This is a genomic window from Ruegeria sp. BC1, from assembly GCF_056539305.1.
This window is the reverse complement of sequence record NZ_JBQFUT010000004.1, coordinates 67,125-90,899: the sequence shown is the minus strand read 5'-3', so window position 1 is coordinate 90,899 and position 23,775 is coordinate 67,125. Positions and strand designations below refer to the sequence as shown.

Sequence of the window (23,775 nt, the reverse complement as noted above, 5' to 3'; positions counted from 1 at the left end):
CTGGTAAAGGGCGTCAGGGGCGGGTGGCCAAAAAGAAATGCGCCTCCTGCGGCACGATGAACACGTCACCCAGCGCATATGGGGCAAGTCGGGCCGCGATATCGGCCATAACTCGCTCGGTCGCGGTTGCGCCTTTTTCCCGCAGATCTTTTTCGACGGGTAATGCAAGAACCTGAGCGCTTAGGTCCTCAAATCTGCGTTGCAGAATAATGGCGTCATGTTCGGCCACTACAAACCCTGCCTTCTCCAGCAAAGACGTGATCAATGCGCCGTCGCGAAAGGAAAAGGGCGCGCGGGCCTTGGTGGCTGCATTGTCACTGACAAACGCACTCAGGGCCTCGGCCAGTGCGTAATTGAACGGAGAGATCGCCCGCCAGCAGGTCAGGCACAGGGTTCCGCCTGTTTTCAGAACCCGAAATATTTCGGACAGGGCCGCAGTTTTGTCCGGGAAGAACTGCAAACCTTGCTGAATGCAGGCCAGATCAAAACTCTGATCTTCAAACGGAAGGTTTGTCACGTCAGCAGCGACCCAATCCAGATCATGTCCTGTCGGCGTTGCCAAAGAACGCGCAACGTCGATCATGGTTTGGTTCAGATCTGTTCCAACCACGCGGCCCTGCCCAGGCAGGCGGTCCAGCAATACGCGCGTCAACGCTCCGGTGCCGCAGGCCACATCAAGGACGTGCCCGTTTTCGGGTAAATCCAGCCGGTCTCCGGTGGCTTCGGCCAACGGAGCGAACATCGCGGGAACTGAATGATTCTGATACTTTCGGGCTGCAGCGTCGGACAGGTGGAACGAGTCGGGCGGTGGCATGGGGCAAATCTCCTGAGCGGCGCCAGACTAACACAAGGTACGTTTCAGCCCCAATGCGCATGATCCGGGTCGTCGTGACGTTGCCCGCGCGCTATGGTTTATTGCAGACCAAGAGGTGAAACCATGAACGTCCAGACCCCGGAAAGCGGATATCACTACAACGTCATGCGTCGCGCGATCGAATTCATTGATCAGGGCGGCGAAAACCTGAGTCTTGACGAACTGGCGCGCCAGATGGACATGAGCCCAGCCCATTTCCAGCGCCTGTTTTCTCGCTGGACCGGCGTGTCGCCCAAGCGGTATCAGCAATATCTAACACTGGGTCATGCCAAAGCGTTGCTACGCGAACGGTTCACCACACTTGAGACGGCGCATAACGTTGGCCTTTCGGGCAGTGGCCGTCTGCACGATCTGTTCCTGAAATGGGAATCTATGAGCCCCGGCGAATACGCCCGCAAAGGGGCGGGCCTGACGGTCTTTTGGGGGTGGTTCGAAAGTCCCTTTGGACCGGCACTGGTGATGGGAACCGACAAGGGCATCTGCGGTATCGCATTCGGCGCTGAAACCGGCGAGGAAGACGCGATGGAAGACATGCTGTCGCGCTGGCCCAAGGCGGACTTTGTCGAGGACCCAATGCGCCTGCGCCCTTGGGTTCTCAGCGCGTTCGGCTCGGTCAGCGACCGGTTGCAGCCAACGCCGCTCTATCTGATTGGCTCTCCATTGCAGATCAAAGTGTGGGAGGCGCTGATGCATATTCCGTCGGGTCAGGTTACGACCTATTCCGAGATCGCGCAGCGTGTGGGATCACCGCAGGCCGTGCGCGCCGTGGGAACGGCGGTGGGCCGCAATCCAGTCAGTTGGCTGATTCCCTGTCACCGGGCCCTGCGCAAATCCGGCGGTTTGGGCGGCTATCACTGGGGATTGCCAGTCAAACGCGCCATGCTGGCCTTTGAGGCCGCTCAGGCGGATGCCTGAAAAGAAAGCGAGGCACCGAATGGTGCCTCACCTTTTGATAGTTCCTGATGCGATTTACTCTGCGGTCCAGCCACCAACGGCCTTGACCTCTAGGAAATCCTCGATCCCCCAGATGCCGCCTTCGCGCCCATTGCCGGATTGCTTCATCCCCCCGAACGGAGCCCCGGCGCTGCGCGACCGGCCATTCATCTCGACCATGCCCGACCGCAATGCCCGCGCCATGCGATTTGCGCGCGCACCGTCCTGAGTCTGAACATAGTTGGTCAGACCGTAGGGTGTGTCATTAGCGATCTCGATAGCCTCTTCTTCGGTGTCAAAAGGCATGATGGCCAGAACCGGGCCAAAGATTTCCTCGCGTGCGATGTTCATCTCGTTATTGGTGTCGGCAAACACCGTTGGGCGCACGTAATAGCCTTTGTTCAGCCCTTCGGGACGTCCGGTTCCACCGGCAACCAGGCGGGCACCTTCGTCGATTCCCTTCTGGATCAGGTCCTGAATCTTGGTCCACTGCAACTCGTTCACGACCGGTCCGATGTGGTTGCCTTCTTCCAACGCGTTGCCGACCGCGACACTGTTTGCCACTGCGGCTGCGGTTTCGACCGCCTGATCGTAGACTGGACGCTGGACCAGCATCCGGCTGGGCGCGTTGCAGCTTTGGCCTGTGTTCTGCATCATGTGCAGCACGCCGCGTTTGACGGCCTTGTCATCGGCGTCGGCAAAGATCACGTTTGCGCCTTTGCCACCCAGCTCCAGATGTACTTTTTTCAGCGTATCTGCTGCAGCCTTTGAAATCGCCGTGCCCGCACGGGTCGAGCCGGTAAAGCTGACCATATCCACATCCGGGTGGGCCGACAGTTGCGAGCCCACGCCCACTCCATCGCCATTCACCAGATTGAAGACACCGGCAGGAAAGCCTGCTTCGTCCATCATCTCGGCAAAGATCATCGCGTTCAGCGGGCTTTGCTCAGAAGGTTTCATCACCATGGTACAGCCAGCAATTGCCGCGGCGCCAACCTTGAGCGTGATCTGGTTCATCGGCCAGTTCCACGGTGTGATCAAAGCGGCCACACCGACGGCTTCGTAAATAATCCGGTCGTTGGGAGTGTAATCATTCAGCGGGCGCTCAAACTGAAACTCTTTCGCGGCTTTGATGAAGTTGGTCAGGTGGTAGCTGCCTGCGCCCGCCTGCGAACCGCGCGACAGGTTCAGCGGCGCGCCCATCTCAAGCGACATGGCCTGTGCCAGGTCTTCGGCGCGGGCCTGGTATATTTCGGCCAGCTTCTCCACCAGGGCGATGCGCTCTTGGACCGGCGTGGCCATCCAGCCGGGCAGGGCGGCCTTGGCCGCAGCCACTGCCGCATCGGTGTCAGCCTGACCCCCAAGGGAAATCACCGCGCAAGGTTCCTCGGTCGAGGGGTTGATTACCTCACAATCATGCGGGGCTGAGGGGGCCACCCACTGGCCGTTGATATAGAATTCGCGTTTGTCGATCATGGCGCACCCTCCTGGTCCTGAGGCCCGATTTCGTTTCGTCGCGCACTCTGTCATTTGGCTGTGATCGGGGCAAGGAAAAATTTGATCAAATTATTTCCCACACTTGTGTGGTTTAACAATCGGTCAAAGTGGTTAGGTTTACGGCAACCGACTCGAGTTGTTCACAAAAGAGGAGAATCACTATGGGTTTGCGTATCAACGATACGGTTCCGAATTTCACCGCAGAAACGGATCAGGGCACCATTCAGTTTCATGACTGGATTGGCGACAGCTGGGCTATCCTGTTTTCGCACCCCAAGGATTTCACTCCTGTCTGCACGACCGAGTTTTCGGCCGTGGCGCAGCTGAACGACGAATGGGCGGCGCGCAACACCAAGGTCCTGGGTGTGTCGGTCGATGGGGTCGAGGACCACAAAAAGTGGAAAAAAGACATCGAGGCCTATGGCAACGCCAATCCCGGGTTCCCGATCATCGCCGATGACGGGCTTGCTGTGTCCAAAGCCTTCGACATGTTACCCGCCGAGGCCTACCTGCCCGACGGGCGCACCCCAGCCGACAGTGCAACCGTGCGCTCGGTGTTCATTATCGGGCCTGATAAGCAGCTGAAACTGTCGATGACCTATCCGATGACCGTAGGCCGGAACTTTGCCGAGATTCTGCGCGCACTGGACGGGTTGCAGATGTCGGCCAAAGGGGTCGCAACGCCCGCGAACTGGGTGCCGGGCGAGGACGTGATCATTCCGCCGGCAGTATCCAACGAAGAAGCGAAAGAGAAGTTCGGAGAGTTCGAAACGATCTTTCCCTATCTGCGCAAAACAAAGGCTCCGTCATAAGCCGTTAACCGGGTCAGGGGGGCAACTGCCCCCCACTTGCCTAAGACCAGTATCTTTCCGGCATCTCCAGAACCTTACCGGAAATGCGGCCGGTGCATGGTTTGAGGCCAAGTGCGATGCCTCAGTCTTGTGTTATTGGATCGGTTTCTTCCGAACCGCCTTTGACCAGAGGCTCAGACAATAGTTCATCGATAAAATAGCTCAGCAACTGCAGTCGGCCCGAGACGCCGGCCTTACGGTAAACTGCAGCACTCTGTGCTTTGATCGTCCCCTGTTTGGTTTGTCGCAACTCAGCGATCTCGGCGATGGACAAGCCTTTGATGGACAGTAGCGCAACATCGCGTTCAGCGCTGCTCAGTTGCCAGTCAGCGAACTGGTTTTCAATAACCTGCGCAAAAGCGCCCTGGGCTGTTTGCAATTGCCGTTGCATGTCGCGCACCCGGCGGGTCTGGGAACGGATCAAGGCTATGGTGGCAGCGAGGCCGCCGACAAGTGCCAGAGCCAGAAACAGCTCGAACGTGTGCAGGTGGCGAAACCCGGCGCTTTCACCCCCGGTCCAATCCAGCGCTGCATCGGTCATGAAAAAGGCGGCGCAGACTGCCTGCACCACCAATAAGAGCCAGAGTAAAGACGTCTGGGATATCTTCATGCTGCTCCTTTGAGTTCAAGCGCTCAGTCGTCGTCCTCTTCGATTTCGATGGCGGTCACCACGCCGTCTGCCTCGGACAGGACCAGTTCAGTTTCCACGCCATCCTTGACAAGTTCAACCTCGATCTCTCCGTCTTCGAATTCGATCTCTTCGATCTGATACCCTTGCGCTTCGAGGGCAGTGCGGATTTCGGAAGTGCTTGTTCCCAAAGTGTCACCCAACTCAACGTCGGCCAAAGCAAGAACAGGTGTTACTGCAATCAACCCGGTCAGTGTCAGCATTTTCAACGTTTCCATTTCGCATCTCCTTTTTGCGTGCTGTCGATACGATTGAATTGGGTTTGCATCGCTGATGCTGCGATTGCCCTTTGGTTGAATTCGGGCAAATTGCACCATGGTTTATGCCGACTGGCCGGTGGTTCAGGCCCTCAGGTTCTGAATTTGGTCAATTTGTGTTAGGGTGTGGGTGGGGGAAAACTACAGGCTAGTGACCATAAACGTCGGGACTTCAGACTGTTTTGAACAGGAGATGACGATGGCATTTGTAGATTGGTATGTTGAAGGGGATGCGTTCGGGAACTGCAATTGCGGCTATGCCTGCCCTTGCCAGTTTGAGGAATTGCCCACCCACGGCCATTGCCGGGGTTTCGAGGTTATCGAGGTCACCAAGGGACATTTCGGTGACACGGACCTGAGCGGCACAAAGGCCGCATTGATCTACGCCTGGCCCGGCCCGATCTTCGAGGGCGGTGGTGAGATGCAGGTTATCATCGACCCAAGCGCTTCGGACGCCCAGCGCGCTGCATTGGAAAAGGTTTTTCACGGTGAGGAGACCGAGGAAATGGCCACCCATTGGCATGTCTTCCGCACGATGTGCGACAACGTCCACGAGACCCTGTATGTGCCGATTGATTTCGAAATGGATATGGAAGGGCGGACAGCTTCGGTCACCATCGGGGACGTGCTGAATTCAACAGGTCGCCCGATTGAGGCACCGCATGGTGGTGGTCCGCATCGCGTGCGGATCGACATCCCCGGTGGAATTGAGTTTACCCTGGCCGAGATCGGCAGCGCCTCGACCAAGGCGGATGCGGCGATCAAACTGGACCTGACCGACAGCTATGGTCAGTGGCATGTGATGAAGCATGGGCCGACAGGGGTGGCGCACTAGTTGGCAATTTGAGCCACGCCTTACGCTAGCCAGTCAGCGCCGGAGAGCCGTTGAAAGTCTCAAAACCGTCGGTGGTTTCGACCAACTCGGCCTCGTACCGGTCAATCATCGACATGGCCTTGGGTTCGATTTGTGTGTGCCAGGCCGGTCCACCATAGAAGCCGTCCTTTATCCGTTCCCTTTCCTTCATTGACGGGAAGGCGCGTATCCAATGTACTTTGTCTGCGTGATCCAAATCACGCATCGGCCCAAAAACCAACATACCGGCTTCGCGCAAAGCGGGGCGGTTATATTGTTCGAAGAAAGTGATGAATTCCTCTCGACGCCCGGGCTTGAGAGTGTAGTGGCGGAGTTCCATGATCATTGCAGTTCCTCACAAATGACTCCCTAATCAGTCGGCGTAGCGGAGAGCTGTTTCAATAAGAAATGTGTGCTCTTAACCAAAAAGGCCCCGGCGTTTCCACCGGGGCCTTTATCATGTGAGCGAGGAACAGATTACTCTGCGCTTTCCTCTTTCTTTTCTTTCTTCTCAGGAACGATCTCTTCGCCTGTTTCCTGATCGACCACTTTCATCGACAGGCGCACCTTGCCGCGATCATCAAAACCCAGCAGCTTGACCTTCACTTCCTGACCTTCCTTCAGAACGTCCGACGGATGGTTCAGGCGGCGGTTTTCGATCTGGGATACGTGGACCAGACCGTCGCGCTTGCCAAAGAAGTTCACGAAGGCGCCGAAGTCGACGATCTTGACCACTTTACCAGTGTAGATTTGACCTTCTTCCGGCTCAGCCACGATCGAATAGATCATGTCATAGGCCTTCTGGATCGATTCACCATCCGGCGAGGCGATCTTGATGACGCCGTCGTCGTTGATATCGACCTTGGCACCCGAAACTTCGACGATTTCGCGGATGACCTTACCGCCCGAGCCGATCACTTCGCGGATCTTGTCGGTGGGGATGTTCATGGTCTCGATGCGCGGAGCGTGAACCGAGAACTCGTTGGTCTCGGACAGGGCTTTGCCCATCTCGCCCAGGATGTGCATCCGGCCGTCTTTGGCCTGTGCCAGAGCGGTTTCCATGATCTGGGGTGTGATGCCTGCGACCTTGATGTCCATCTGCAGCGAGGTGATACCGTTTTCGGTACCCGCCACTTTGAAGTCCATGTCGCCCAGGTGGTCTTCGTCGCCCAGAATGTCGGTCAGCACAGCGTAGTCACCGTCATCTTCCAGGATCAGACCCATCGCAACACCGGCAACCGGCGCTTTCAGCGGGACACCCGCATCCATCATCGACAGCGAACCGCCACAGACGGAGGCCATCGAGGAGGAACCGTTGGATTCCGTGATCTCCGACACCACGCGAACGGTGTAGGGGAAGTCGGTCGGCGCAGGCAGAACCGCCTGCAGCGCACGCCATGCCAGCTTGCCGTGGCCGATCTCACGACGGCCGGGCGAACCAACGCGGCCTACTTCACCAACCGAATACGGAGGGAAGTTGTAGTGCAGCAGGAAGTTCGATTTGAAGTTACCGTGCAGCGCGTCGATGAATTGCTCATCGTCACCGGTACCCAACGTGGTCACGGCCAGAGCCTGCGTTTCACCACGGGTGAACAGGGCGGAACCATGTGTACGGGGCAGCAGCGAGGTTTCGGCTTCGATGGCGCGGACATCGGTGGTCGAACGACCGTCGATGCGCTTGCCGCCTTTGACGACGTCGCCACGCAAAATGCCAGCTTCCAGCTTCTTCATCGCCGAACCCAGGTTGGCGTCTTCCAGCTGTTCTTCCGTCAGCGCTTCCTTGATCGCTTCACGGGCAGCGGCAACAGCGGCGGTGCGCTCTTGCTTGTCGGTGATTGCGAAGGCGGCGCGCATCTGCTCTTCACCAGCGGCGGAAACAGCAGCGTAAAGCTCCGAGTAATCCGGGGCCTGGAAGTCGAACGGCTCTTTTGCGGTTTCTTCGGCCAGAGAAATGATCAGGTCGATCACCGGCTGAATCTGCTCGTGCGCGAAGGTCACGGCGCCCAGCATTTCAGCTTCGGACAGTTCGTAGGCTTCCGATTCCACCATCATCACGGCGTCTTTGGTACCGGCAACAACCAGGTCCAGACGCTGTTCGGGGTTCAGGCGCAGGTCCTGCATGTCGTCCACGGTTGGGTTCAGGACATATTCACCATCCACGAAACCTACGCGAGCACCGGCGATCGGGCCCATGAACGGCGCGCCGGAAATGGTCAGGGCAGCGGATGCCGCGATCATCGCAACGATGTCGGGGTCGTTGACCAGATCGTGGCTCAGTACGGTGCACATCACCAGAACTTCGTTTTTGAAGCCGTCAACGAACAAGGGGCGGATCGGACGGTCGATCAGACGCGCGGTCAGCGTCTCTTTCTCGGTCGGGCGCGCCTCGCGCTTGAAGAAGCCACCCGGAACTTTACCGGCGGCATAGTATTTCTCTTGGTAGTGCACGGTCAGCGGGAAAAAATCCTGACCGGGCTTTTGTTGCTTGGCAAAGGTCACGTTCGCCATGACGCTGGTTTCGCCCAGCGTGGCGATCACGGTGCCGTCGGCCTGACGGGCAACCTTGCCGGTTTCCAGTGTCAGCGTCTCCTCGCCCCACTGAATCGATTTCTTTGTTACATCAAACATATGCGTATCCTAGAAGGGAGCACTCCCGGCCCTCCGGGTCTCCCGTTTGCATGGCGGCCCCATTGCCGCCGACCCCAATTTATCTTTCGTTCGAGTGCCGGGGTCAGGGCACAACGTCACAGATACCGCGCGCATACATGAGAATGGGCTGGATTGAAAGAGGTCTTGCTTGTGGCGGGGATTTTGCCTGCGTTTAGAATGTGCGCTCGCGCGATTTTCGCAAGGCGCGAATATCCGTCAGTGTTTCCGGGGCCGGAGAAGGGGCCTGCGTACGCGGTGTGTCATCCCCTTTGAATTTCAGGAATGCCAGCGCACAGACCGACCAGACCCAGGAATTCAGCCATAGCAAGGCCCCTCCGGCGGCGAGCCCGTTCAATAGAATTTCAAGATCGAAATTCGGTAGAGCTTGTGCTGTGAGGATCGAGACCACCGACAAAAGGATCGGCACCAAGGCGTACAATGCCGCGAAAAAACCGAAATAGGCCTGCAGGAAGATTGAGACGAAGAACACGCAAAACAACGGGATAAAGCTGCGCCCGAACCCATTGAAAAAAGTGTTGCTTGGCGCACGCTGACCCGAGGCCTGTGCGGCGCTGGCCATGGGCACGGCCATCACCGCATGAAACGCAGCCAGCGCGATGCAGTACGCGATCAGGCTGCTACCGACGGCGATGAAGGCAAATGCGACCTGCGTGGACCGGGCGGCATTCTGAATGGCTTTGAACGAGAAGGGTTCTCCGACCTGCCACATGGCAAAACCGATCGCCGACATGTTGATAACAAATACTATCACGGCCAGAGCGGCGGCAAAAAACAACCCATACATTGCGGAGTACAGGACCATGGCCCGGAAATCCGTGTGCCGCTTGTCGCCTTTCAACTCAAGGGCCACTCGTATACCAAAAAGGGTGATATAGGCGGATGTGACAGGCTCGCTGATGTATCCGGCCATCCCCAGGGTGAAGATCCCCAGAACCGTCCAAACAATGATCGAAGCAACCATGATCACAAGGATGGGGAAAATCATTCGAAGCGTCACGCGAATCGAAAGCAGAAGCGAATTGAGAATAAGGATCACAGTTGTAAGCCTGTCAATTTCATAAACTTGGAATGCTCCAAATCTACCCAAAGGTGAGTTGTGTGCAAGGGGTACGCGCCGAGTCATCACATTCGTACGCGCGAATGCGTTTTGAGAAAAAGTGATTGCGGTGTAGCCTGTTACCATGTGACCCGCGGTCGAAAAGACGGAAACACGCCAAGGGGGTAGATCACTCATATCCGTCATCCGGCCGAATACCTTGGCGTTTGCACCTAGCGAACAGAGGGGCATTCGTATGGCTCAATCAAAGAAAATGCTGGATCCTGATCCGCGGATCTATGATTTCGAAACCGAGTACGAACTGGGGCAGGACAATGTCCGCCCGTTCGGTCTGGATATCCACAATCCGGTCTTCCTGATATCGAGTATTCTGATCTTTGCGTTTGTTCTGATTGCATTGGCCAATCAGGAAGCAGCCGCTTCATTCTTTGGCTGGCTGCGGCCCTGGCTCACAAGTACATTTGACTGGTTCCTGGTCCTGTCAGTGGACTTGATTACCTTGTTCTGTCTGGTGCTGATCATTCTGCCCGTCGGCAGCGTGCGGATCGGGGGCAAGGATGCCAAACCCGATTATTCCTATGCCGGGTGGATCGCGATGATGTTCGCGGCCGGCATCGGTATCGGATTGCTGTTTTTTGGCGTGATGGAGCCGGTCTATTACAACTTTGCTGAAGACGGCAACGCCCGCCCGCTGGGTATCGATATTGCAGTGCCTGGCAATGAATATATTGGCGTTGTCGGTACCATTCACCATTGGGGCCTGGAAGGTTGGGCGGTATATGCCGCAGTTGGCCTGAGCCTTGCTATCTTCAGTTACAATCTCGGCCTGCCGCTGACCCTGCGCTCGGCGTTTTACCCGATCCTGGGCGAGCGTGTCTGGGGCTGGTGGGGTCATGTCATCGACACGCTGGCGGTTTTTGCGACGCTGTTCGGGCTGACCACCTCGCTGGGTCTTGGCGCGCAACAGGTTGCCGCCGGATTGAACGAGGTGTTCGGCATCGAACCCAGCCCAACGGTTGTTGTGCTGTTGATCATTGGTATCACCATGATTGCCCTGGGATCGGTTCTGATGGGTATGGATGCGGGCGTCAAACGGCTGAGTGAGATCAACATGATCATGGCCGTCGGCTTGTTCATCTTCGTCATCGCCGTCACCGGTATCGGTACAGCCATTGCTCGATACTTTAACGTAATGACCGATTACGTGTTGCACCTTCCTGCACTGTCTAACCCGTTCGGCCGCGAGGACACCAGTTATTTCCATGGCTGGACGACCTTCTATTGGGCATGGTGGATTGCCTGGTCACCGTTCGTTGGCATGTTCATCGCCCGCATTTCCAAGGGCCGCACGGTGCGCGAATTCGTCATCTGCGCGCTGCTGGCGCCGACTGCGGTCTGCGCGTTGTGGATGTCCACCTTTGGCGGTGCCGCCATCGATATGCTGAACGCAGGTGGAGCCGAAGGTGTCCGCGCCACAGTGATCGACAGCTACGCGCCCGAGGGTGCATTGTTCGGCTTCCTGAAAGAGCTGCCGCTCTATTCCATCGTTGCCCCGATCGCACTGGTCCTGATCGTGATCTTCTTTGTCACGTCCTCGGATTCAGGCTCGCTGGTGATCGACACGATCACCGCAGGCGGCAAAATGGACGCGCCAGTGGTCCAGCGCGTGTTCTGGTGCACGCTGGAAGGTCTGGTCGCCATTGCCCTGTTGTTGGGCGGTGGCCTTGCGGCGCTTCAAGGTGCTGCGGTGTCAACCGGTATTCCGTTCACTTTCGTCGTTCTGATCATGTGCTACTGCTTGTGGCTGGCGCTTAAATCGGAACGGTCAAAGATGTAGTCCCTAAAGCTATTGGAGATACGAAATGCCCGCCTTCCGGCGGGCATTTTTTTGGGGGAAATGATTGTCGGCATTAAACCCAGAGCAGTCGTTTATCCGACCGTGACGTGCTGCTCTGCAGCGAATGACTACAGTGATCCCATACCAATATTATGTGGCTGTATAATTCCGATAAGTCACCTCTATAGACAAAATTGCTAAATCGATCACTGCTTGCGGTCTCAAGTTCCTTCAAGCCAGCTCAGTTTGAAAACTGTATGTTCCCCTTCTAGGCCTTTAAGCGGAACTGTCATTTGCTCGGCAAATTGAAACTCCGGTGATCCGCCCACCATGATCCGCGTGGCATCCGAGACGCGAATATCACTTGGTGCTGCGAGGGCAGCTATACGTGCGGCCTTGTTGACAACTGTTCCGAAGTGATCGGCATCCGAAGTAATCACTTCACCGGTATGTAAACCAATGCGTACCCGCAGCTTTGGCTCGTTGGTTTCTGCCGAATTTGCACGTTGAATTTTCTGAGCTGCCAACAACGCTGCTCGTGCAGAGGCAAAAGACGACATCACCCCGTCTCCCAGTGATTTAACCAAACGCCCACCGCCGGCGACGATCTGCGTTTCAACCAGTCGCAGATGTCTTGCGAGGGCGTCGCTCCAAAGCGTATCGCCTATGGCTTCAGCGATTTTTGTGCTGTCAGCGATATCGGTGAACATGATGGTCGCTATCCCGCTTTGCCCTAGTTCGTAGGGTGTGGAGAGGGCGGCATCGAGCAATTCCTCAAAACCTCTGGCCTCATACCCAAATCCCTCCACATTATTGACCGGTAAGGAATTGTGTACGTGCACAATTTTCCAGGATCCTTTGTCGAGTTTCAGAATGACTGTGGAGCGCAGATGCGCGGACTGCCCAGTCTCAATTCCCTCAATAGTTGCTTCCCATTCAACCCAACCGAGCGACCCGCATTCAAATCCTCTCAATTCCTTTGCGTGCCATTTAAACCGTGGAACCTCTCCGATGTATTGCTCTATGCCGCGACGCAGAGCATCGCCTTTCCAAGCCTCACCTTGGGCTGAGCCGAAGTATGACAGAGCAGCGTCCTCAGAAAAAAGATGTGCCACCGTCTCTCCATCGCCCCGACCGTAGGCATTGATCCATCGTTCCACAATCGCGGCGAGTTCGGATGAGGGGCTGATCGTATCTCTCATGTCAGAACTGTCGCGTCGACAACCCGAAAACTGCTTCGAACAATATGGCTTTCGCAAGCGCGGTTTCTTTTGAAGCGTTGCATGGCGTAACCTTTCCAGAAATCTCCATTTTTGAAGCCCCGCTGGCAGTGTAGGCTAAGCCCGGGCAACCATAAAGAAATAGTCGGCTTTGTCCGTACAGCCGACATTGCTTAGTGCTGCCGTCGTTTTGATATTATGATGTTGTCGACTTTCCTCAGGCGTCAGTAAAAAAAAACGCCCGCCGAATTGGCGGGCGTTTGAAGTCGAATAGCGGTGGGTTCCGGGCTTAGCGGCGGATGCCCAGCTTTTTGATCAGGTCCTGATAGCGCGCTTCTTCTTTGCCCTTCAGGTAGTCCAGCAGCTTGCGGCGCTGGGCAACCATTTTCAGCAGACCGCGACGACCGTGGTTGTCTTTCTTGTGGGTCTTGAAGTGCTCGGTCAGGGTGGTGATGCGCGAGGTCAGGATGGCAACCTGAACTTCAGGCGAACCGGTGTCGCCCTCTTTGGTTGCGAATTCTTTCATGACGCGTGCTTTTTCAGCGGCAGTAATCGACATCGGGGTCTCCTTTAAAAGGTTAGGGTTGATGGCACAGGCCGGGATGTCGTCCAGCACAGGCCCATGGAGAAAACCGCACCGATTCCGATGCGGATGCGCGCGTATATGCGCATTTTCAGCAAATGGCAAAGGGATTCTGCGCTGTCAGCCCAATGCGGAAAGCTGCGCCAGTTCCGTTCCGGAAATCACCTGAATGTCGTCGGTAGTCAACCCGTCGGCCCCTAACAGCTGCGCCACCTCCTGATCATCGACCAGCACATGTGTCAGATTTTCGTTTTCAGCATCGGCCTCAACCCGGATCTCTGGGTCATCCTGCCCCTCCCATGAGATCAACAGTTTGTCCTGCCCGGGTTGGAAATCCATCACGGTGATGGTGTCATCCCCGGCCTCGGGGGCAAGGATGACCTCATCCGCGCCGTTGCCCCCGGTGACGATGTCACCGCTGTCGGCCAGAATCGTGTCATCCCCGTCGCCGCCGTTCAGGAAGTCGGTCATCGAGTCCCCGCCCCCTGTCAAAACGTCGCTGCCATGCCCGCCGAACAGGACATCCTCACCCGTTCCACCTTGCAGTGTGTCATCGCCAAAGCCGCCATGCAGGGCGTCATCCCCGTCACCCCCAGCCAGAGTGTCATCGCCCTGACCTCCGTTGAGCATGTCGTTGCCGTCGCCACCCGACAGTTGATCTTCTCCGGAATGGCCATAAAGGCTGTCGTCACCGTTATCTCCGCTTAGCTGGTCGTCACCGCCTTCGCCTTGCAGGACATCGTCGCCTTCCCCTCCAGAGATGTTATCCGCGCCCTCACCCCCATACAGAACGTCGTGCCCGGCGCCACCGCCGATGGTGTCATCCCCATCATAGCCGTTTATCTGATCATCCCCGTCCTGCCCGGCCAGCAGATCGACATTCTCGGCACCGGCAATGACCAGATCACCGTCAAACTCAGAAACTACGCTCCCGGTTGAGAGGACAGGATTTTCGATATCCGGATCGGTGTTGGCTTCAAGCTCGGCCCCGGGATCAACGGGCGACTCCTCGGTCGTGGGTTCATCGACGTTACCGCCGATATCCAGATATTCACCCTCGGGGATGTCGCCCGCCTCCTCGTCCGTTATGTCGTCCTCTTCAGGATCATCGCCGGCAACGAATACATCGCTCATGGCGTAGGCAGCACCGCCGAGGGCAGCAATACTCAGTAATCCGATCATAAACATGAGACACCTCCGAGAGCGCACTGCCCCGAGAGTAAATATCCCATGCGATCAAGCGGTTGGTCAAAACCGGAATGCAGTTGTGGTTAACCCTTTGTCACCACGGTTCGGGCTGCTGAGTATAGGCGATGTAGAGCGGGTGCTTGGGATGCCCATCCTTGGTTAGCCCCAGATGAAACAGCGGATGCCCGCTACCGCGCAGCAGAGATTCGACGGCGTGGCCACGGTCCAGATGCGCGCCGTGGGTGCCCCAGGCGGCGATCACCTGATCCGCCCAATCGACGCCCTCCAGAATGGCGGTGTCATTCTCAGGCCCTACCGGATCGGCGGCGGCGCGCATCTTCCGCGGGTCGGTGTCGCGCCAAGCAAAGATATTGGTGACCTGAAACGCCCCAAAACCCAGCGCCCGTGCGCGCCGTTCGCAGCGTTCCACCGTGGGGTCGTTCTGAACAACTATGCCCTATCCAAAAGTGTTTTGTTTAAGTGGTTTTCTATTGTGCCAGTAGTTCATTCCACCGATAGTTCCACCCATGGGTGGAACTATCGGTGGAATGAATGTCGTTTTGACGGATGTTAGGCTCCCTGTCGCAGTAGTCGCTGACATTTCTGTTTCGAAATACGGCGTTACGACGACCATTCCGGTAGTCTTTTGTGCGATGGACGATGGAGATGTTTCCCCAGTGTTAGACGCGTTTGCGTATGCCAGGGCTCGAAGCGTTACACATTCACCGGCTTCAGTTGACACCGAGGTCAGAACACTCGCCCGCCTCGCCAACTTTACTGCTGTGGCTCTCGCGAGGAGGCCATTTGATATTGGGCAGCAAGATTACTTAGTTTACGCCTATTTGGCGACGAGGGCATCTGGAACGGCAGTTTTCGATCATTCAGACCCAATATCCGAGCTCGGTTGGGAACCCATCGGATCGGCGACTTTACGGAGGGAATACGCGGCGATCCTTCGGTATTTTGAGTTTTGCTCTACCAATTTCGGCCGGGCTGAGTTGGGACGAACTTGGACTATGGCGGAGCATCCGCAAATGCTCAAGCGCATGGTTAAAATGCGCAAGCTGAGTAATAGAGACTTCTTTGCTCATCTCTCCGCAGCCAGGTTGAGATGGCAAGAAGTCCGTTCTCCAGAAGAAGCAAATCGGCCTTTTATCGTTAGGTATTCGAAAAGAGTGAATCGCATTCGGGCATTCCCTCCTACGGAAGAGGTTTGGGCAATCATAAATGCCGAAAGAAATCCAACTTATAAGGCTCTATGGGTTACAGCAGCTTTCGCTGGCCTCAGGATAAGCGAACAACTTAATACTTGGTCGTGTGACATCCTCCCTGACGTGTACCGTTCATATTTCTTTCCTGAGTTTCGTGAAAAGGAGTTGTTGGAGAGAGTGTTTCTGAGAGCCCACCCGATCACATCAACTTATACGGGGGTCGTTGGCGCGGATTCCGTCGAGCGCCGTATCTACCTTCAGAATACATATGGCATCGCACCCAGGTGCAACCTATCGGCTGGGAATCCACTTAGAGCTGGTTGGAAAGGAACAATTGTATCTGGTGCGCATGATACCCATCAAGTGTTTTGGGCAGACCATCGAGCATGCCAGATTTTTGAAGAATGCCACGATGAAATTTCGACGTTTCACGATATTGAACGGACGTCGAGCAAGCACCCCTATTTATACGTCAACATGAGCGATCGTTCTGGGTATTGGCGAGGTGACCCCGTAAAGATCTCTGCTGTCCAGTCTGCTTTTGAGAGAGCATGTAGGAGAGTGGGGTTGGAGCCTCGAAGGTTCGGGCGAAATCTGCACGGCATGCGGCATCATTACAAGTGGTTCTTGCGAAACGAGATTGGGCTAAGCGAAGAACACGTCCAAGTCTGCCTCGGTCACGCGTCAATCGAAAGCCAAGAAAGCTACGGACGGTCATCGCGTACAATTCATGATGCGTTGTCTGCCCGAAAGATATGAACATTCAACTCAGGAGGCCTTCTTGTCTTACAAAGTTCTTTCGATTGACGAAGCAGATCTAAGTATACAACCGGACGGTAGCGGAATTGTTTCCCGAGAGGCCAAATCATTCGTTCTTCGGCGCGATTTGAGCATCGAGGAATTCAAGGGAATTCTTGAATCATTTCTAAATGAGTTCCGTAACGAACTTCTTGGGATCTTATCAATGACGCCCGCCGAGTTTAGGCAGTTCAATCCTAACCGCCGGTTTGTCTTTGATAAACTTACCTGTCCGACCAATTCAGTTGTTGGATTCAAAAGAAGCGGTGCAGAACAGCCAAGCTTGAACTGGTTGCGAAAGAAACCGGTCTTAGCCGCTTGCCTGGCAACTGACGTAGTTCCGATATCTGATACAAGGCTTTCGCTTGGCAAAGCACTCGCCAGGGGGAGGGGAAATTTAGTCGATCGAATATTCGAACTCGACACTGGTTCGCAGAGACGGATCATGGAACAGCTTTTTGCAGATGCTGATGGGCTTGACGATATCTTTGACACGCGTTTCCCAGCCGTAGGTGTCCGGTTTGGTCTAAATGAACTGAAGCATAGGCTCTGCAAATTTAGCAGTGCTCGCGATGCCTTGTCTCAGGTGGCTTACGACATTGGTGAGTATCTCGAGGCAAGAAAGAAAAAGAAACCTCGCAGGTGCGCGGACCTTCTGTTCGCGATCTTCCTTTCGAGGCAAGGTATCATCTTTTGGCCACACATCAGCGCTTCAGAAGGCTCATGGATTCTGCCTCAAAGTTTGGAGCCGCTCTTTTGGAGTTTTGCAGTACCTGAGCAATGGCGATCAGTTTGTGCGGGGGTATTTAAAGGTGACAAGCAATCTGCCTCGATTTTGCCATTTCACCGAGAACTTCTCCTCAGAACAAATTTCTTTCAACTTCCTGAATTCAATAGTTGGATACTCCCTCGTATTAAGGAAGATATTGAAATACAAAGGCGTCTCAATCCCGCCTCAGAGAAAGGACGTTTCAGCAGCCACGCAAACCGCTACTTTCGGCTTTTGGTCTCTGCTGCGGGGTTGGACATGGAACATCCCAATGTTCGGGATGCCGTACGATATTTTGGCTATGGCGTAAAACTCGGGGTAGGTAACTCAACCGAAGTTTATGCGTGGGTGGAGGATCCCAGGCGGATGCGAGCTGAGCTTGGCAAACAACTGCTCACCCGTGATGGAAAGGTTCCACAATACGTATCGGATTGGGCAGAGGCAATGCGTGATGGCGTTGCTCTTTTACCGATCAAGGTCAAGTATACGCGAACACACGAAATGGCCAATTGGTTGTTTTACGTATGGGAGATTGGAGAAGCGAATTCACCTAAGACCTGGTCCGACATTGGCAGAAATGAACATATTCGCCTCGGCGGCAATCTTTCATTTCCCACCTTTTCGGACTTTCTCGCCGCAAACCGCACGCCATTCGTTAAAACCAGAACCCTGCGGACCCTTAACCAAATCATTCGACTGGTGGCCACTCGTGAAAGCTGGGCTGACTTTGTTTCGCCGATAGATGTCGTTCAGGACTGCCCAACAAAGAGGGGAAAGCCGCGTGTAGGTCGGACACACCGAAAGTCCCTGCACGAAGAGCTCCTTGAAGTGATTATTGAGGAAAATCGTAGGAAGACTTCTGAAGGGGCGCCGTTTGCTTTTGCTCGCGGTTTGCCTTCACAGTTCCGATCCATTCAGGTGCGAGGAAGCACAGAAACCCGAGAAGTTTTTTTTCCCGCAGCCCCCATTGTTTTGGACATGATCTTGAACACCGGGATGAGATCACGGAGTGCTTTGTGGATGGACAGCGGTGAGCGTGACGAATTCTGGGTTGACCGCGAGAGGATTTGCGAAGTTCCAAATCCACTCCCCATTGCTGAGAAAGGATCCCAAAACGGCTACTTACGAATTACGCAGATTGGACACAACGAAAATACCGTCGGCATGTACTTGGCAATCAACAAGACTGAACCGTACGAGGTGCCTTGGGTCGATGCGGTGAACGCGAGCTACTTCGAAATGATGCGAGATTGGCAGATTGAGCACAATCCACGTAGAACACCGGTTGTGGCGACCCGCCATCGTCTTGAAGAGGACCTATCCACACCGGAAGAGATTGGCGAGGTTTTTTCTTGTGTTCCGGGACCCTCGCCGCCCGCATGGAACCCCTCTAACTCGGTCTGCATTGTATGATTATTGGAATGCGCTTCTTCGACACTGCGAGCCAATTTATAACGGGCGACGTCGAGCTAATTTGGCCAAATTGGGAGCGGAATTCCGTTGGGAACCTCTGCTTCGGCCGGATGGAAAGCCGCGTTGGGACCTGCATAGTCTCCGCGTCACAGTTGTCACAACATTGATAGATGCAGGCGTTTCTCCGGACGTCGTTGCAATCCTTGTTGGCCATAAGAGCGTTGTCATGACTTGGCACTACAATGCGGTGCGAAATGATGTGACTCACAAAGAAATCCAAGCAGGTTTGGAGGCGCGCCGTGAAAGTGCTCTCAGAAAACTTGAGGCGGCTTCAACCGACGAAGAGGTGGACGATGTGCTTCGCTATTACCTCGGGGGCACAGATAGCGCAGGATCAGAAGGTACTGATCTGTTGAAGAGTAGGATTATCGATGGCGAACCAAATCCCTACGAGGTCTTTTCCCACGGAATTTGCCCAAGTGCTTCCTGTGATGTCGGGCTTGATGACGGAAGCAGTCGGATAAAACCAGTATTTCGACCACAAGCATGTTCAAGATGTCGTTTCCGGATTACTGGACCGGCATTTCTCAATGGGCTCGTGCTCCGGTTGAATGCTATAATGGTAGAAATCACGAATTCTTTTTGTGTAGACAAAGAGTTAGCCGACGAAGTCGCTCGATTGGAAGATGCAGGTCGGTCAGCTTCAAGGATTGAGGCCCGGATCCGGCGTCATCGACGCTTCCGGGATGAACTTTGGGCCGAATGGGCGGCCGAACTCGTTACTATAAGGAAAGCAGAGGCCGGTTTAAGCAAAAAAGCGACCGCGAATACACTGGTGGCTGTGAACTACAAAGAGTTGTCCGGAAAATTCAATGAGGTTCACGCATTGGAGTTGTTTCATGAAGTTGTCTCAACTGCTTCTTTGACAACTGGAGGTGCGATGGATGTGCCGGGAGGAACACGTGAAAAGCGCGATGAAATTCTCATGGAGATCGCGCGTCGAAATGATGCGGTTGAGTTTTTCTATCGCTTGGACCCCGATAAAAGACGAGTGGCTATGGACGCGTTTGGTGACTTGATTAACCGTCACGCGAGAAGTTGCGCAGGTAAGCAACCCGATTTCATTGAAGAACTCTTAAGTGGTGCATCGAAACTTCCCGAACTCAGGAAGGATGTATCAAATTACTCAGAGAACGGAGGTGGTGACAATGATGAGAGCGACAAGATATTGAGGAGTAAGGATACCTGATATGGTTGAATATACTCCAAAGGCTTCTGAAATCATCCTGGCCCGCCTTCGCGACGAAGCCAAAGCCATGGACAGACCAGAGATACGGTTGAGAACTCTCAATCGCCTCACGCAAGCCTGCGAGGATATTGCCAGTGGTCGAGCGGCAAACACTGTAAAAGCGGCATATGGCAAGGATTTCGGACTTGGGCTGAATCCGAAGATTACGCCGTCGTCAATTGATCGCTACGTTCGCGCACGCCGAGCAAAGGATGATTCTTGGTCTGGACCAACAAGGGCTTTTATACACAACGACCCAGGTATTTTGAGTTTCGTTAAGGCCTGTGAAGACGAGCGGCAAAAGCCCTTACTCCCGAGGCGGCCGTCTCCCCCACGACGCCGTTTAGAAGAAGCAATTGAGACAATCCCGAGTGCTGACGACCGGCAGTTCGTTCGACTTGAGGTGGAAAGGCTTCGCAAAACTCGAAACGAACTCGAACTTCTTAGGAAGGGTCTTCGCAAGATTGCGCCCATCGACATCGACAAGATTTTGGAGGGCGGTGTGGCGGATGCTCTTGGAAACAATGGTCCTTTAATTGAGATTCTGGCACCGCTTGTTGCCCGTTTCCTTGATGAAGAAGAGATGAGCCGCATTGGGTTGGTTTTAGTTAATGGACGGCTGGCGTGTCGGACAACACATCAAACATTGGTAAAGAAAACGGAGATGGAAGCATTAAAGGTGGCAACCGGACAACAACGGTGATCGCCCCTCGTATTCAACAAATCCTTTCAACCGTTTTAACTGTCGTCGTTCGCCTAACTGTCTGCCAGTCAATATATCTGAACTAATAAGGACTGCTCCGGTAGAGGCCAGGGCAACACTGGACATTGAAAGGGATTTGCCGCGCGTGAGTAGCAAACTAAGAAGCAAGCTGTCGCAGGAAAGCATCCTCAAAGTGTTTTTCGCCAATTGGGTTCGAGGGCGCGTTTGATTTTATTTGGTATATATCAAGATCGAGTTTCTGAAATTTGATTGGATCGAAAGGAGCGTGGTCAATGGCACGACCTATTTGAGAAGTGTAATGGCCGCGACACTCGAATTGCGGCCATCGAAAAACGCAAAGCGTTTTTTTTGAAGCTCTTATTCTTTGCCGCCACCAGAATCTTTGCACCATTCAATACCGCCATCCCTGACCCAATAGTGGCTCCTGCACCCGGATGTCTGCCTAACCGAGGGAGAGATCGTCGGACGGTTCAGCCGGTCAATTGTGATCTGCCATCGTGGCCTCCTGGCCCGATTCAACGACAGCTTGGTGGTCTCTCCACACCCGCACGGGCAAGGAAAACATGCCCATTTGTCCTTCGGATCGCGCACTACGACCACCTCGCCGAAAACGAGCTGGTCGGGGGAGGGATGACGGGAAAAAATCCGACACGACAAATTGCTGCGTGGGATAAGCCGGAGAGTCTCGAGGACCCTCCGGAGCATATTTCGCATCATGACCATCACCCCACCCTGTCAAGGAAGGGGATGACGTCACCACGACCCCAGTTGTCAAGGTCTCCGCAGATCGAGCAATCCTCGCGGTGCTTCACACCCTGCCGGCGCTCTTCCGCCGTACTGAGGCGCCTGTAGCGGTTGTAGGCCCATTTGCCTTCGCCACGGTAGTCAACGAGGCCCTGGAGCAGTTCGTTGACCGCCATCGTGGCTGCCTCGGTCGTGAAAGTTACCACGGCCGGGGCGGGATTGCCGGCGCCCACCACGTAGGCCTCGGCCTTCTGACGCTCGAACTCTTCCGGGTTGCGACGTTTGAGATCTTCGTCGCGCGCCCGGACCGGATCAGCAATCCCACGGCAAATCATGCACGGCGCTCCAGGAAATAGGACTGTTGCTCGTGCAGCCATCTCTTGTAGGCCAGGCTTTCCATCGGACCTCGGTATGAGTGCGAGACCGACATCAATCACCGGGATCAGGTAAAAGTGTGAAAGGCGGTTCAGGAAGATCCGCCCGGAGTGATCATCTGTGCAACCGAAGATCACGTCGCACGATCTCAGCGCGTCACGTGCATCCTTCAAGTCCACCCAGCCTTTGATCGGGTGAATTCCAACATCAAGGCCTGATCTGAGCACCTCGTCGGCAACGACACGGACCTTTGCCACTTTCTTGAGAGCATCCTGCACGGTGGCTCCATGCAGTCGGTTAAGGTTGGAAACCTCGACAACGTCATCGTCGATCACAACCATCCGCCCTACGCCGAGCCGGTTCAGTAGCTGGACCACGGCGCTTCCGGTTCCACCGCAACCCACCACGCCGATGGCGAGCTGCCTGAGCAACCCGTTAACCTCATCACCGAAAGCCAAGGCTTGGCGATTGAAAGCAGGATCGCCCGGAGGGAGACTGCCCCCTTGGATCGTAATGCCGTTTTGTCCGACCACGCTTACACGCTCACAATTGGGAGGTTTCGCACTTTCAACCCAAACGCGGCCGCGATAGAGTGTTCCTCCAACCTCGACCATGCTCACGAGCTCAACGCCCTCTCTGTTCCGATTTCGAAGCAGGTTGAAGAGTTCCAGCTCGTTCTTGTCGTCCTGCTTGGAGAAGCCATCAAAGCCTCCTGGATGGCTGTGCACGATCCCAGGAATGAGCTGTTCCTCCTTGGCCCGGCGACAGAGGTTGACGAACGACTTTGTCCTCCAGGTAACGTGCCGATCGCTGGTGGAAACCCGGTCCTCGTCCGGGATCGGGATAACCTCAAACGACGTGTAGCGGCTGCGCGGCTCGCAAGTCAGCGGGTCCCGGCCAATCACGCTCCGGCCAAAGAGGACATAGGCGGCGCCTTCTGCGCCGTTCTCATCTGCAATCAGTTTCCGAAGCTCATCGCGGTGTCGCTCTTGGAGAATGATATCTGTGCGTTTCATGCTGCCACCTCCAGCGCTACTTCGATGCGCTTGATCATGGTCCATAGCCCATCGGCGCCCGGGCGCCACTGGTTGTTGTGGCGGGACCACCGCTGCCAGTTCCCTCCGTCGAAGTTCAGCTGCACCTGGGTTGCCCGAGGAGCGCGCTTTCCGGAAACCAGGAGCAGGTGCGGAACTGCATAGAACATGTCAGGCGGCGCGTCTGGGTACCCTGGCGGCAACACGATGAGGATGTTGGCCTGCGAGACCTGGAACTTACCGTCAGGCAACGGGAAGTCCGTCAGGATCACTCCCTTCTGACCTCCATGCTCGACTTCGCGGTAGGCGATGCCCCGTACACTGAGGTAGCGGCGATCCTTGGAAGGCAAGATACTCATCACGCACTCCCTTCCGTGGTCTCGCAGATCCCGGTGAAGAAATGCTCGAGCCCTTCATCGTCGAGCCGGACGAGCTCGTTATCGGCGATCGGGCGGTCTTCCTCACCGCGGACCTCGAGCCAAACACCGAACTTTGCAGGGTCGACACCCGCGAGGCGTTTCAAGACCCGTCCGCTGATGACCTTGTGGCCCCAATCGAGACGCTTTCCGTCGATGTCGAAGCGGTAAGACTCAGCGCTGGGGAAGATCAGGAAACGCTCAACCTGTCCTGGGCGGAGGTCCGTGGTTTCCTCAAGACGAAGCTCTTCCAGCTCACCGTTTCGCAGGACCTGAAACACCAAGTGCTCTTCAGCTTTGCGGAGACCAGCACCTTCGATGACCTGACGGCCGGTGGGCGTCGGGTCATCGAGATGAACCTCACTGAAGGCAAGGTTGGGATCCCCAACCATTACCTTGTAAGGTCCGTGGTCCCGAGGTTTGCGCCCGGCCTGGAGTACGGCGAGGAGGTCTTCGGCTTCAATCAAATTGGTAGTCATGGCAGCGGTCCTTTGC

General features: G+C 55.3%; 21 protein-coding genes and 1 pseudogene. 7 read left to right on the top strand and 15 right to left on the bottom strand.

Translation table 11 applies throughout. From position 1 onward, the window contains the following. Nucleotides 1-13: 13 nt before the first annotated feature. Nucleotides 14-814 (bottom strand): class I SAM-dependent methyltransferase, encoded by an 801-nt coding sequence (locus ACR0IY_RS10465; RefSeq protein WP_480672945.1) that lies wholly within the window; start codon nt 812-814, stop codon nt 14-16. A gap of 123 nt (nt 815-937) precedes the next feature. On the opposite strand from ACR0IY_RS10465, the gene ACR0IY_RS10460 reads away from it, so the two are divergent. Continuing rightward, entirely contained in the window at nt 938-1,789 is an 852-nt protein-coding gene (locus ACR0IY_RS10460) for a methylated-DNA--[protein]-cysteine S-methyltransferase (RefSeq protein ID WP_480672943.1), read from the top strand. A gap of 54 nt (nt 1,790-1,843) precedes the next feature. Here the strand turns inward: ACR0IY_RS10460 and ACR0IY_RS10455 are convergent, their stop codons facing one another. Then, nucleotides 1,844-3,283 carry an aldehyde dehydrogenase family protein gene (locus ACR0IY_RS10455; protein WP_480672941.1) on the bottom strand — a complete coding sequence of 480 codons (1,440 nt, stop codon included), beginning with the start codon at nt 3,281-3,283 and terminating at the stop codon, nt 1,844-1,846. Nucleotides 3,284-3,465: 182 nt separating this feature from the next. On the opposite strand from ACR0IY_RS10455, the gene ACR0IY_RS10450 reads away from it, so the two are divergent. Then, nucleotides 3,466-4,116 carry a peroxiredoxin gene (locus ACR0IY_RS10450; protein ID WP_480672939.1) on the top strand — a complete coding sequence of 217 codons (651 nt, stop codon included), beginning with the start codon at nt 3,466-3,468 and terminating at the stop codon, nt 4,114-4,116. A 121-nt stretch (nt 4,117-4,237) separates the two neighbouring features. Here the strand turns inward: ACR0IY_RS10450 and ACR0IY_RS10445 are convergent, their stop codons facing one another. Together ACR0IY_RS10445 and ACR0IY_RS10440 are read right to left on the bottom strand one after the other, a co-directional pair. Continuing rightward, complete coding sequence (locus ACR0IY_RS10445) at nt 4,238-4,765, bottom strand: helix-turn-helix transcriptional regulator (RefSeq protein WP_480672937.1); 528 nt, start codon at nt 4,763-4,765, stop codon at nt 4,238-4,240. Between the two features lie 23 nt (nt 4,766-4,788). After that, entirely contained in the window at nt 4,789-5,061 is a 273-nt protein-coding gene (locus ACR0IY_RS10440) for a PepSY domain-containing protein (protein WP_480672935.1), read from the bottom strand. A 238-nt stretch (nt 5,062-5,299) separates the two neighbouring features. Between ACR0IY_RS10440 and ACR0IY_RS10435 the strand changes: the two genes are divergently transcribed. Further along, complete coding sequence (locus ACR0IY_RS10435) at nt 5,300-5,935, top strand: DUF1326 domain-containing protein (protein ID WP_480672933.1); 636 nt, start codon at nt 5,300-5,302, stop codon at nt 5,933-5,935. A 25-nt stretch (nt 5,936-5,960) separates the two neighbouring features. Here the strand turns inward: ACR0IY_RS10435 and ACR0IY_RS10430 are convergent, their stop codons facing one another. The 3 genes from ACR0IY_RS10430 to ACR0IY_RS10420 all read right to left on the bottom strand — a co-directional run bounded on the left by ACR0IY_RS10430 (nt 5,961) and on the right by ACR0IY_RS10420 (nt 9,608). After that, on the bottom strand, nt 5,961-6,299 hold the full coding sequence (locus ACR0IY_RS10430) for a putative quinol monooxygenase (protein WP_480672931.1): 339 nt from the start codon (nt 6,297-6,299) through the stop codon (nt 5,961-5,963). Between the two features lie 131 nt (nt 6,300-6,430). Next, the gene (gene pnp / locus ACR0IY_RS10425; protein ID WP_480672929.1) at nt 6,431-8,581 is read right to left on the bottom strand and encodes a polyribonucleotide nucleotidyltransferase; all 2,151 of its coding nucleotides are present in this window, start codon (nt 8,579-8,581) and stop codon (nt 6,431-6,433) included. 193 nt (nt 8,582-8,774) lie between these two features. Next, complete coding sequence (locus ACR0IY_RS10420) at nt 8,775-9,608, bottom strand: hypothetical protein (protein ID WP_480672927.1); 834 nt, start codon at nt 9,606-9,608, stop codon at nt 8,775-8,777. Between the two features lie 307 nt (nt 9,609-9,915). Between ACR0IY_RS10420 and ACR0IY_RS10415 the strand changes: the two genes are divergently transcribed. Further along, on the top strand, nt 9,916-11,517 hold the full coding sequence (locus ACR0IY_RS10415; protein ID WP_480672925.1) for a BCCT family transporter: 1,602 nt from the start codon (nt 9,916-9,918) through the stop codon (nt 11,515-11,517). A gap of 221 nt (nt 11,518-11,738) precedes the next feature. On the opposite strand, the gene ACR0IY_RS10410 is transcribed toward ACR0IY_RS10415, so the two are convergent. From ACR0IY_RS10410 to ACR0IY_RS10395, 4 genes and pseudogenes are all read right to left on the bottom strand, one after another. Continuing rightward, on the bottom strand, nt 11,739-12,719 hold the full coding sequence (locus tag ACR0IY_RS10410; protein ID WP_480672924.1) for a nuclear transport factor 2 family protein: 981 nt from the start codon (nt 12,717-12,719) through the stop codon (nt 11,739-11,741). Between the two features lie 307 nt (nt 12,720-13,026). Beyond that, nucleotides 13,027-13,296, bottom strand: a complete 270-nt coding sequence (gene rpsO, locus ACR0IY_RS10405) for a 30S ribosomal protein S15 (protein ID WP_039528663.1) — start codon at nt 13,294-13,296, stop codon at nt 13,027-13,029. A 144-nt stretch (nt 13,297-13,440) separates the two neighbouring features. Beyond that, nucleotides 13,441-14,508, bottom strand: coding sequence for a calcium-binding protein (locus tag ACR0IY_RS10400; protein ID WP_480672922.1), 1,068 nt, complete (start codon nt 14,506-14,508; stop codon nt 13,441-13,443). Nucleotides 14,509-14,602: 94 nt separating this feature from the next. Continuing rightward, a pseudogene (locus tag ACR0IY_RS10395) lies at nt 14,603-14,956 on the bottom strand (DUF1643 domain-containing protein); the annotation flags it as partial. Nucleotides 14,957-16,500: 1,544 nt separating this feature from the next. On the opposite strand from ACR0IY_RS10395, the gene ACR0IY_RS10390 reads away from it, so the two are divergent. From ACR0IY_RS10390 to ACR0IY_RS10380, 3 genes are read left to right on the top strand one after another with little or no spacing between them, the layout of a single operon-like run. Next, nucleotides 16,501-18,699, top strand: coding sequence for a VPA1269 family protein (locus ACR0IY_RS10390; RefSeq protein ID WP_480672920.1), 2,199 nt, complete (start codon nt 16,501-16,503; stop codon nt 18,697-18,699). After that, the gene (locus ACR0IY_RS10385) at nt 18,641-19,948 is read left to right on the top strand and encodes a tyrosine-type recombinase/integrase (protein WP_480672918.1); all 1,308 of its coding nucleotides are present in this window, start codon (nt 18,641-18,643) and stop codon (nt 19,946-19,948) included. The genes ACR0IY_RS10390 and ACR0IY_RS10385 overlap by 59 nt, the downstream gene beginning before the upstream one ends. A gap of 1 nt (nt 19,949) precedes the next feature. Continuing rightward, nucleotides 19,950-20,690, top strand: a complete 741-nt coding sequence (locus tag ACR0IY_RS10380; protein WP_480672916.1) for a hypothetical protein — start codon at nt 19,950-19,952, stop codon at nt 20,688-20,690. Nucleotides 20,691-21,068: 378 nt separating this feature from the next. On the opposite strand, the gene ACR0IY_RS10375 is transcribed toward ACR0IY_RS10380, so the two are convergent. The 4 genes from ACR0IY_RS10375 to ACR0IY_RS10360 are packed head-to-tail and all read right to left on the bottom strand — an operon-like array spanning nt 21,069 to nt 23,672. Beyond that, on the bottom strand, nt 21,069-21,416 hold the full coding sequence (locus ACR0IY_RS10375; RefSeq protein ID WP_480673519.1) for a ubiquitination-like system serine protease family protein: 348 nt from the start codon (nt 21,414-21,416) through the stop codon (nt 21,069-21,071). A 17-nt stretch (nt 21,417-21,433) separates the two neighbouring features. Next, on the bottom strand, nt 21,434-22,846 hold the full coding sequence (locus tag ACR0IY_RS10370; RefSeq protein WP_480672914.1) for a ThiF family adenylyltransferase: 1,413 nt from the start codon (nt 22,844-22,846) through the stop codon (nt 21,434-21,436). Next, nucleotides 22,843-23,223, bottom strand: coding sequence for an E2/UBC family protein (locus ACR0IY_RS10365; protein ID WP_480672912.1), 381 nt, complete (start codon nt 23,221-23,223; stop codon nt 22,843-22,845). Before ACR0IY_RS10365 ends, ACR0IY_RS10370 begins: the two co-directional genes overlap by 4 nt. Then, nucleotides 23,223-23,672 (bottom strand): multiubiquitin domain-containing protein, encoded by a 450-nt coding sequence (locus ACR0IY_RS10360; protein ID WP_480673517.1) that lies wholly within the window; start codon nt 23,670-23,672, stop codon nt 23,223-23,225. The genes ACR0IY_RS10365 and ACR0IY_RS10360 overlap by 1 nt, the downstream gene beginning before the upstream one ends. Between the last annotated feature and the right edge of the window lie 103 nt (nt 23,673-23,775).

Bases quoted from the DNA above. Each gene is read 5' to 3' on its own strand.
- ACR0IY_RS10370 (WP_480672914.1), bottom strand. From the start codon at position 22,846: ATGAAACGCACAGATATCATTCTCCAAGAGCGACACCGCGATGAGCTT.
- ACR0IY_RS10415 (WP_480672925.1), top strand. From the start codon at position 9,916: ATGGCTCAATCAAAGAAAATGCTGGATCCTGATCCGCGGATCTATGAT.
- ACR0IY_RS10465 (WP_480672945.1), bottom strand. From the start codon at position 814: ATGCCACCGCCCGACTCGTTCCACCTGTCCGACGCTGCAGCCCGAAAG.
- ACR0IY_RS10445 (WP_480672937.1), bottom strand. From the start codon at position 4,765: ATGAAGATATCCCAGACGTCTTTACTCTGGCTCTTATTGGTGGTGCAG.
- ACR0IY_RS10380 (WP_480672916.1), top strand. From the start codon at position 19,950: ATGGTTGAATATACTCCAAAGGCTTCTGAAATCATCCTGGCCCGCCTT.
- ACR0IY_RS10375 (WP_480673519.1), bottom strand. From the start codon at position 21,416: ATGCTCCGGAGGGTCCTCGAGACTCTCCGGCTTATCCCACGCAGCAAT.
- ACR0IY_RS10410 (WP_480672924.1), bottom strand. From the start codon at position 12,719: ATGAGAGATACGATCAGCCCCTCATCCGAACTCGCCGCGATTGTGGAA.
- ACR0IY_RS10420 (WP_480672927.1), bottom strand. From the start codon at position 9,608: ATGATTTTCCCCATCCTTGTGATCATGGTTGCTTCGATCATTGTTTGG.
- ACR0IY_RS10360 (WP_480673517.1), bottom strand. From the start codon at position 23,672: ATGGTTGGGGATCCCAACCTTGCCTTCAGTGAGGTTCATCTCGATGAC.
- rpsO (WP_039528663.1), bottom strand. From the start codon at position 13,296: ATGTCGATTACTGCCGCTGAAAAAGCACGCGTCATGAAAGAATTCGCA.
- ACR0IY_RS10435 (WP_480672933.1), top strand. From the start codon at position 5,300: ATGGCATTTGTAGATTGGTATGTTGAAGGGGATGCGTTCGGGAACTGC.
- ACR0IY_RS10430 (WP_480672931.1), bottom strand. From the start codon at position 6,299: ATGATCATGGAACTCCGCCACTACACTCTCAAGCCCGGGCGTCGAGAG.
- pnp (WP_480672929.1), bottom strand. From the start codon at position 8,581: ATGTTTGATGTAACAAAGAAATCGATTCAGTGGGGCGAGGAGACGCTG.
- ACR0IY_RS10440 (WP_480672935.1), bottom strand. From the start codon at position 5,061: ATGGAAACGTTGAAAATGCTGACACTGACCGGGTTGATTGCAGTAACA.
- ACR0IY_RS10400 (WP_480672922.1), bottom strand. From the start codon at position 14,508: ATGTTTATGATCGGATTACTGAGTATTGCTGCCCTCGGCGGTGCTGCC.
- ACR0IY_RS10455 (WP_480672941.1), bottom strand. From the start codon at position 3,283: ATGATCGACAAACGCGAATTCTATATCAACGGCCAGTGGGTGGCCCCC.
- ACR0IY_RS10450 (WP_480672939.1), top strand. From the start codon at position 3,466: ATGGGTTTGCGTATCAACGATACGGTTCCGAATTTCACCGCAGAAACG.
- ACR0IY_RS10365 (WP_480672912.1), bottom strand. From the start codon at position 23,223: ATGAGTATCTTGCCTTCCAAGGATCGCCGCTACCTCAGTGTACGGGGC.
- ACR0IY_RS10460 (WP_480672943.1), top strand. From the start codon at position 938: ATGAACGTCCAGACCCCGGAAAGCGGATATCACTACAACGTCATGCGT.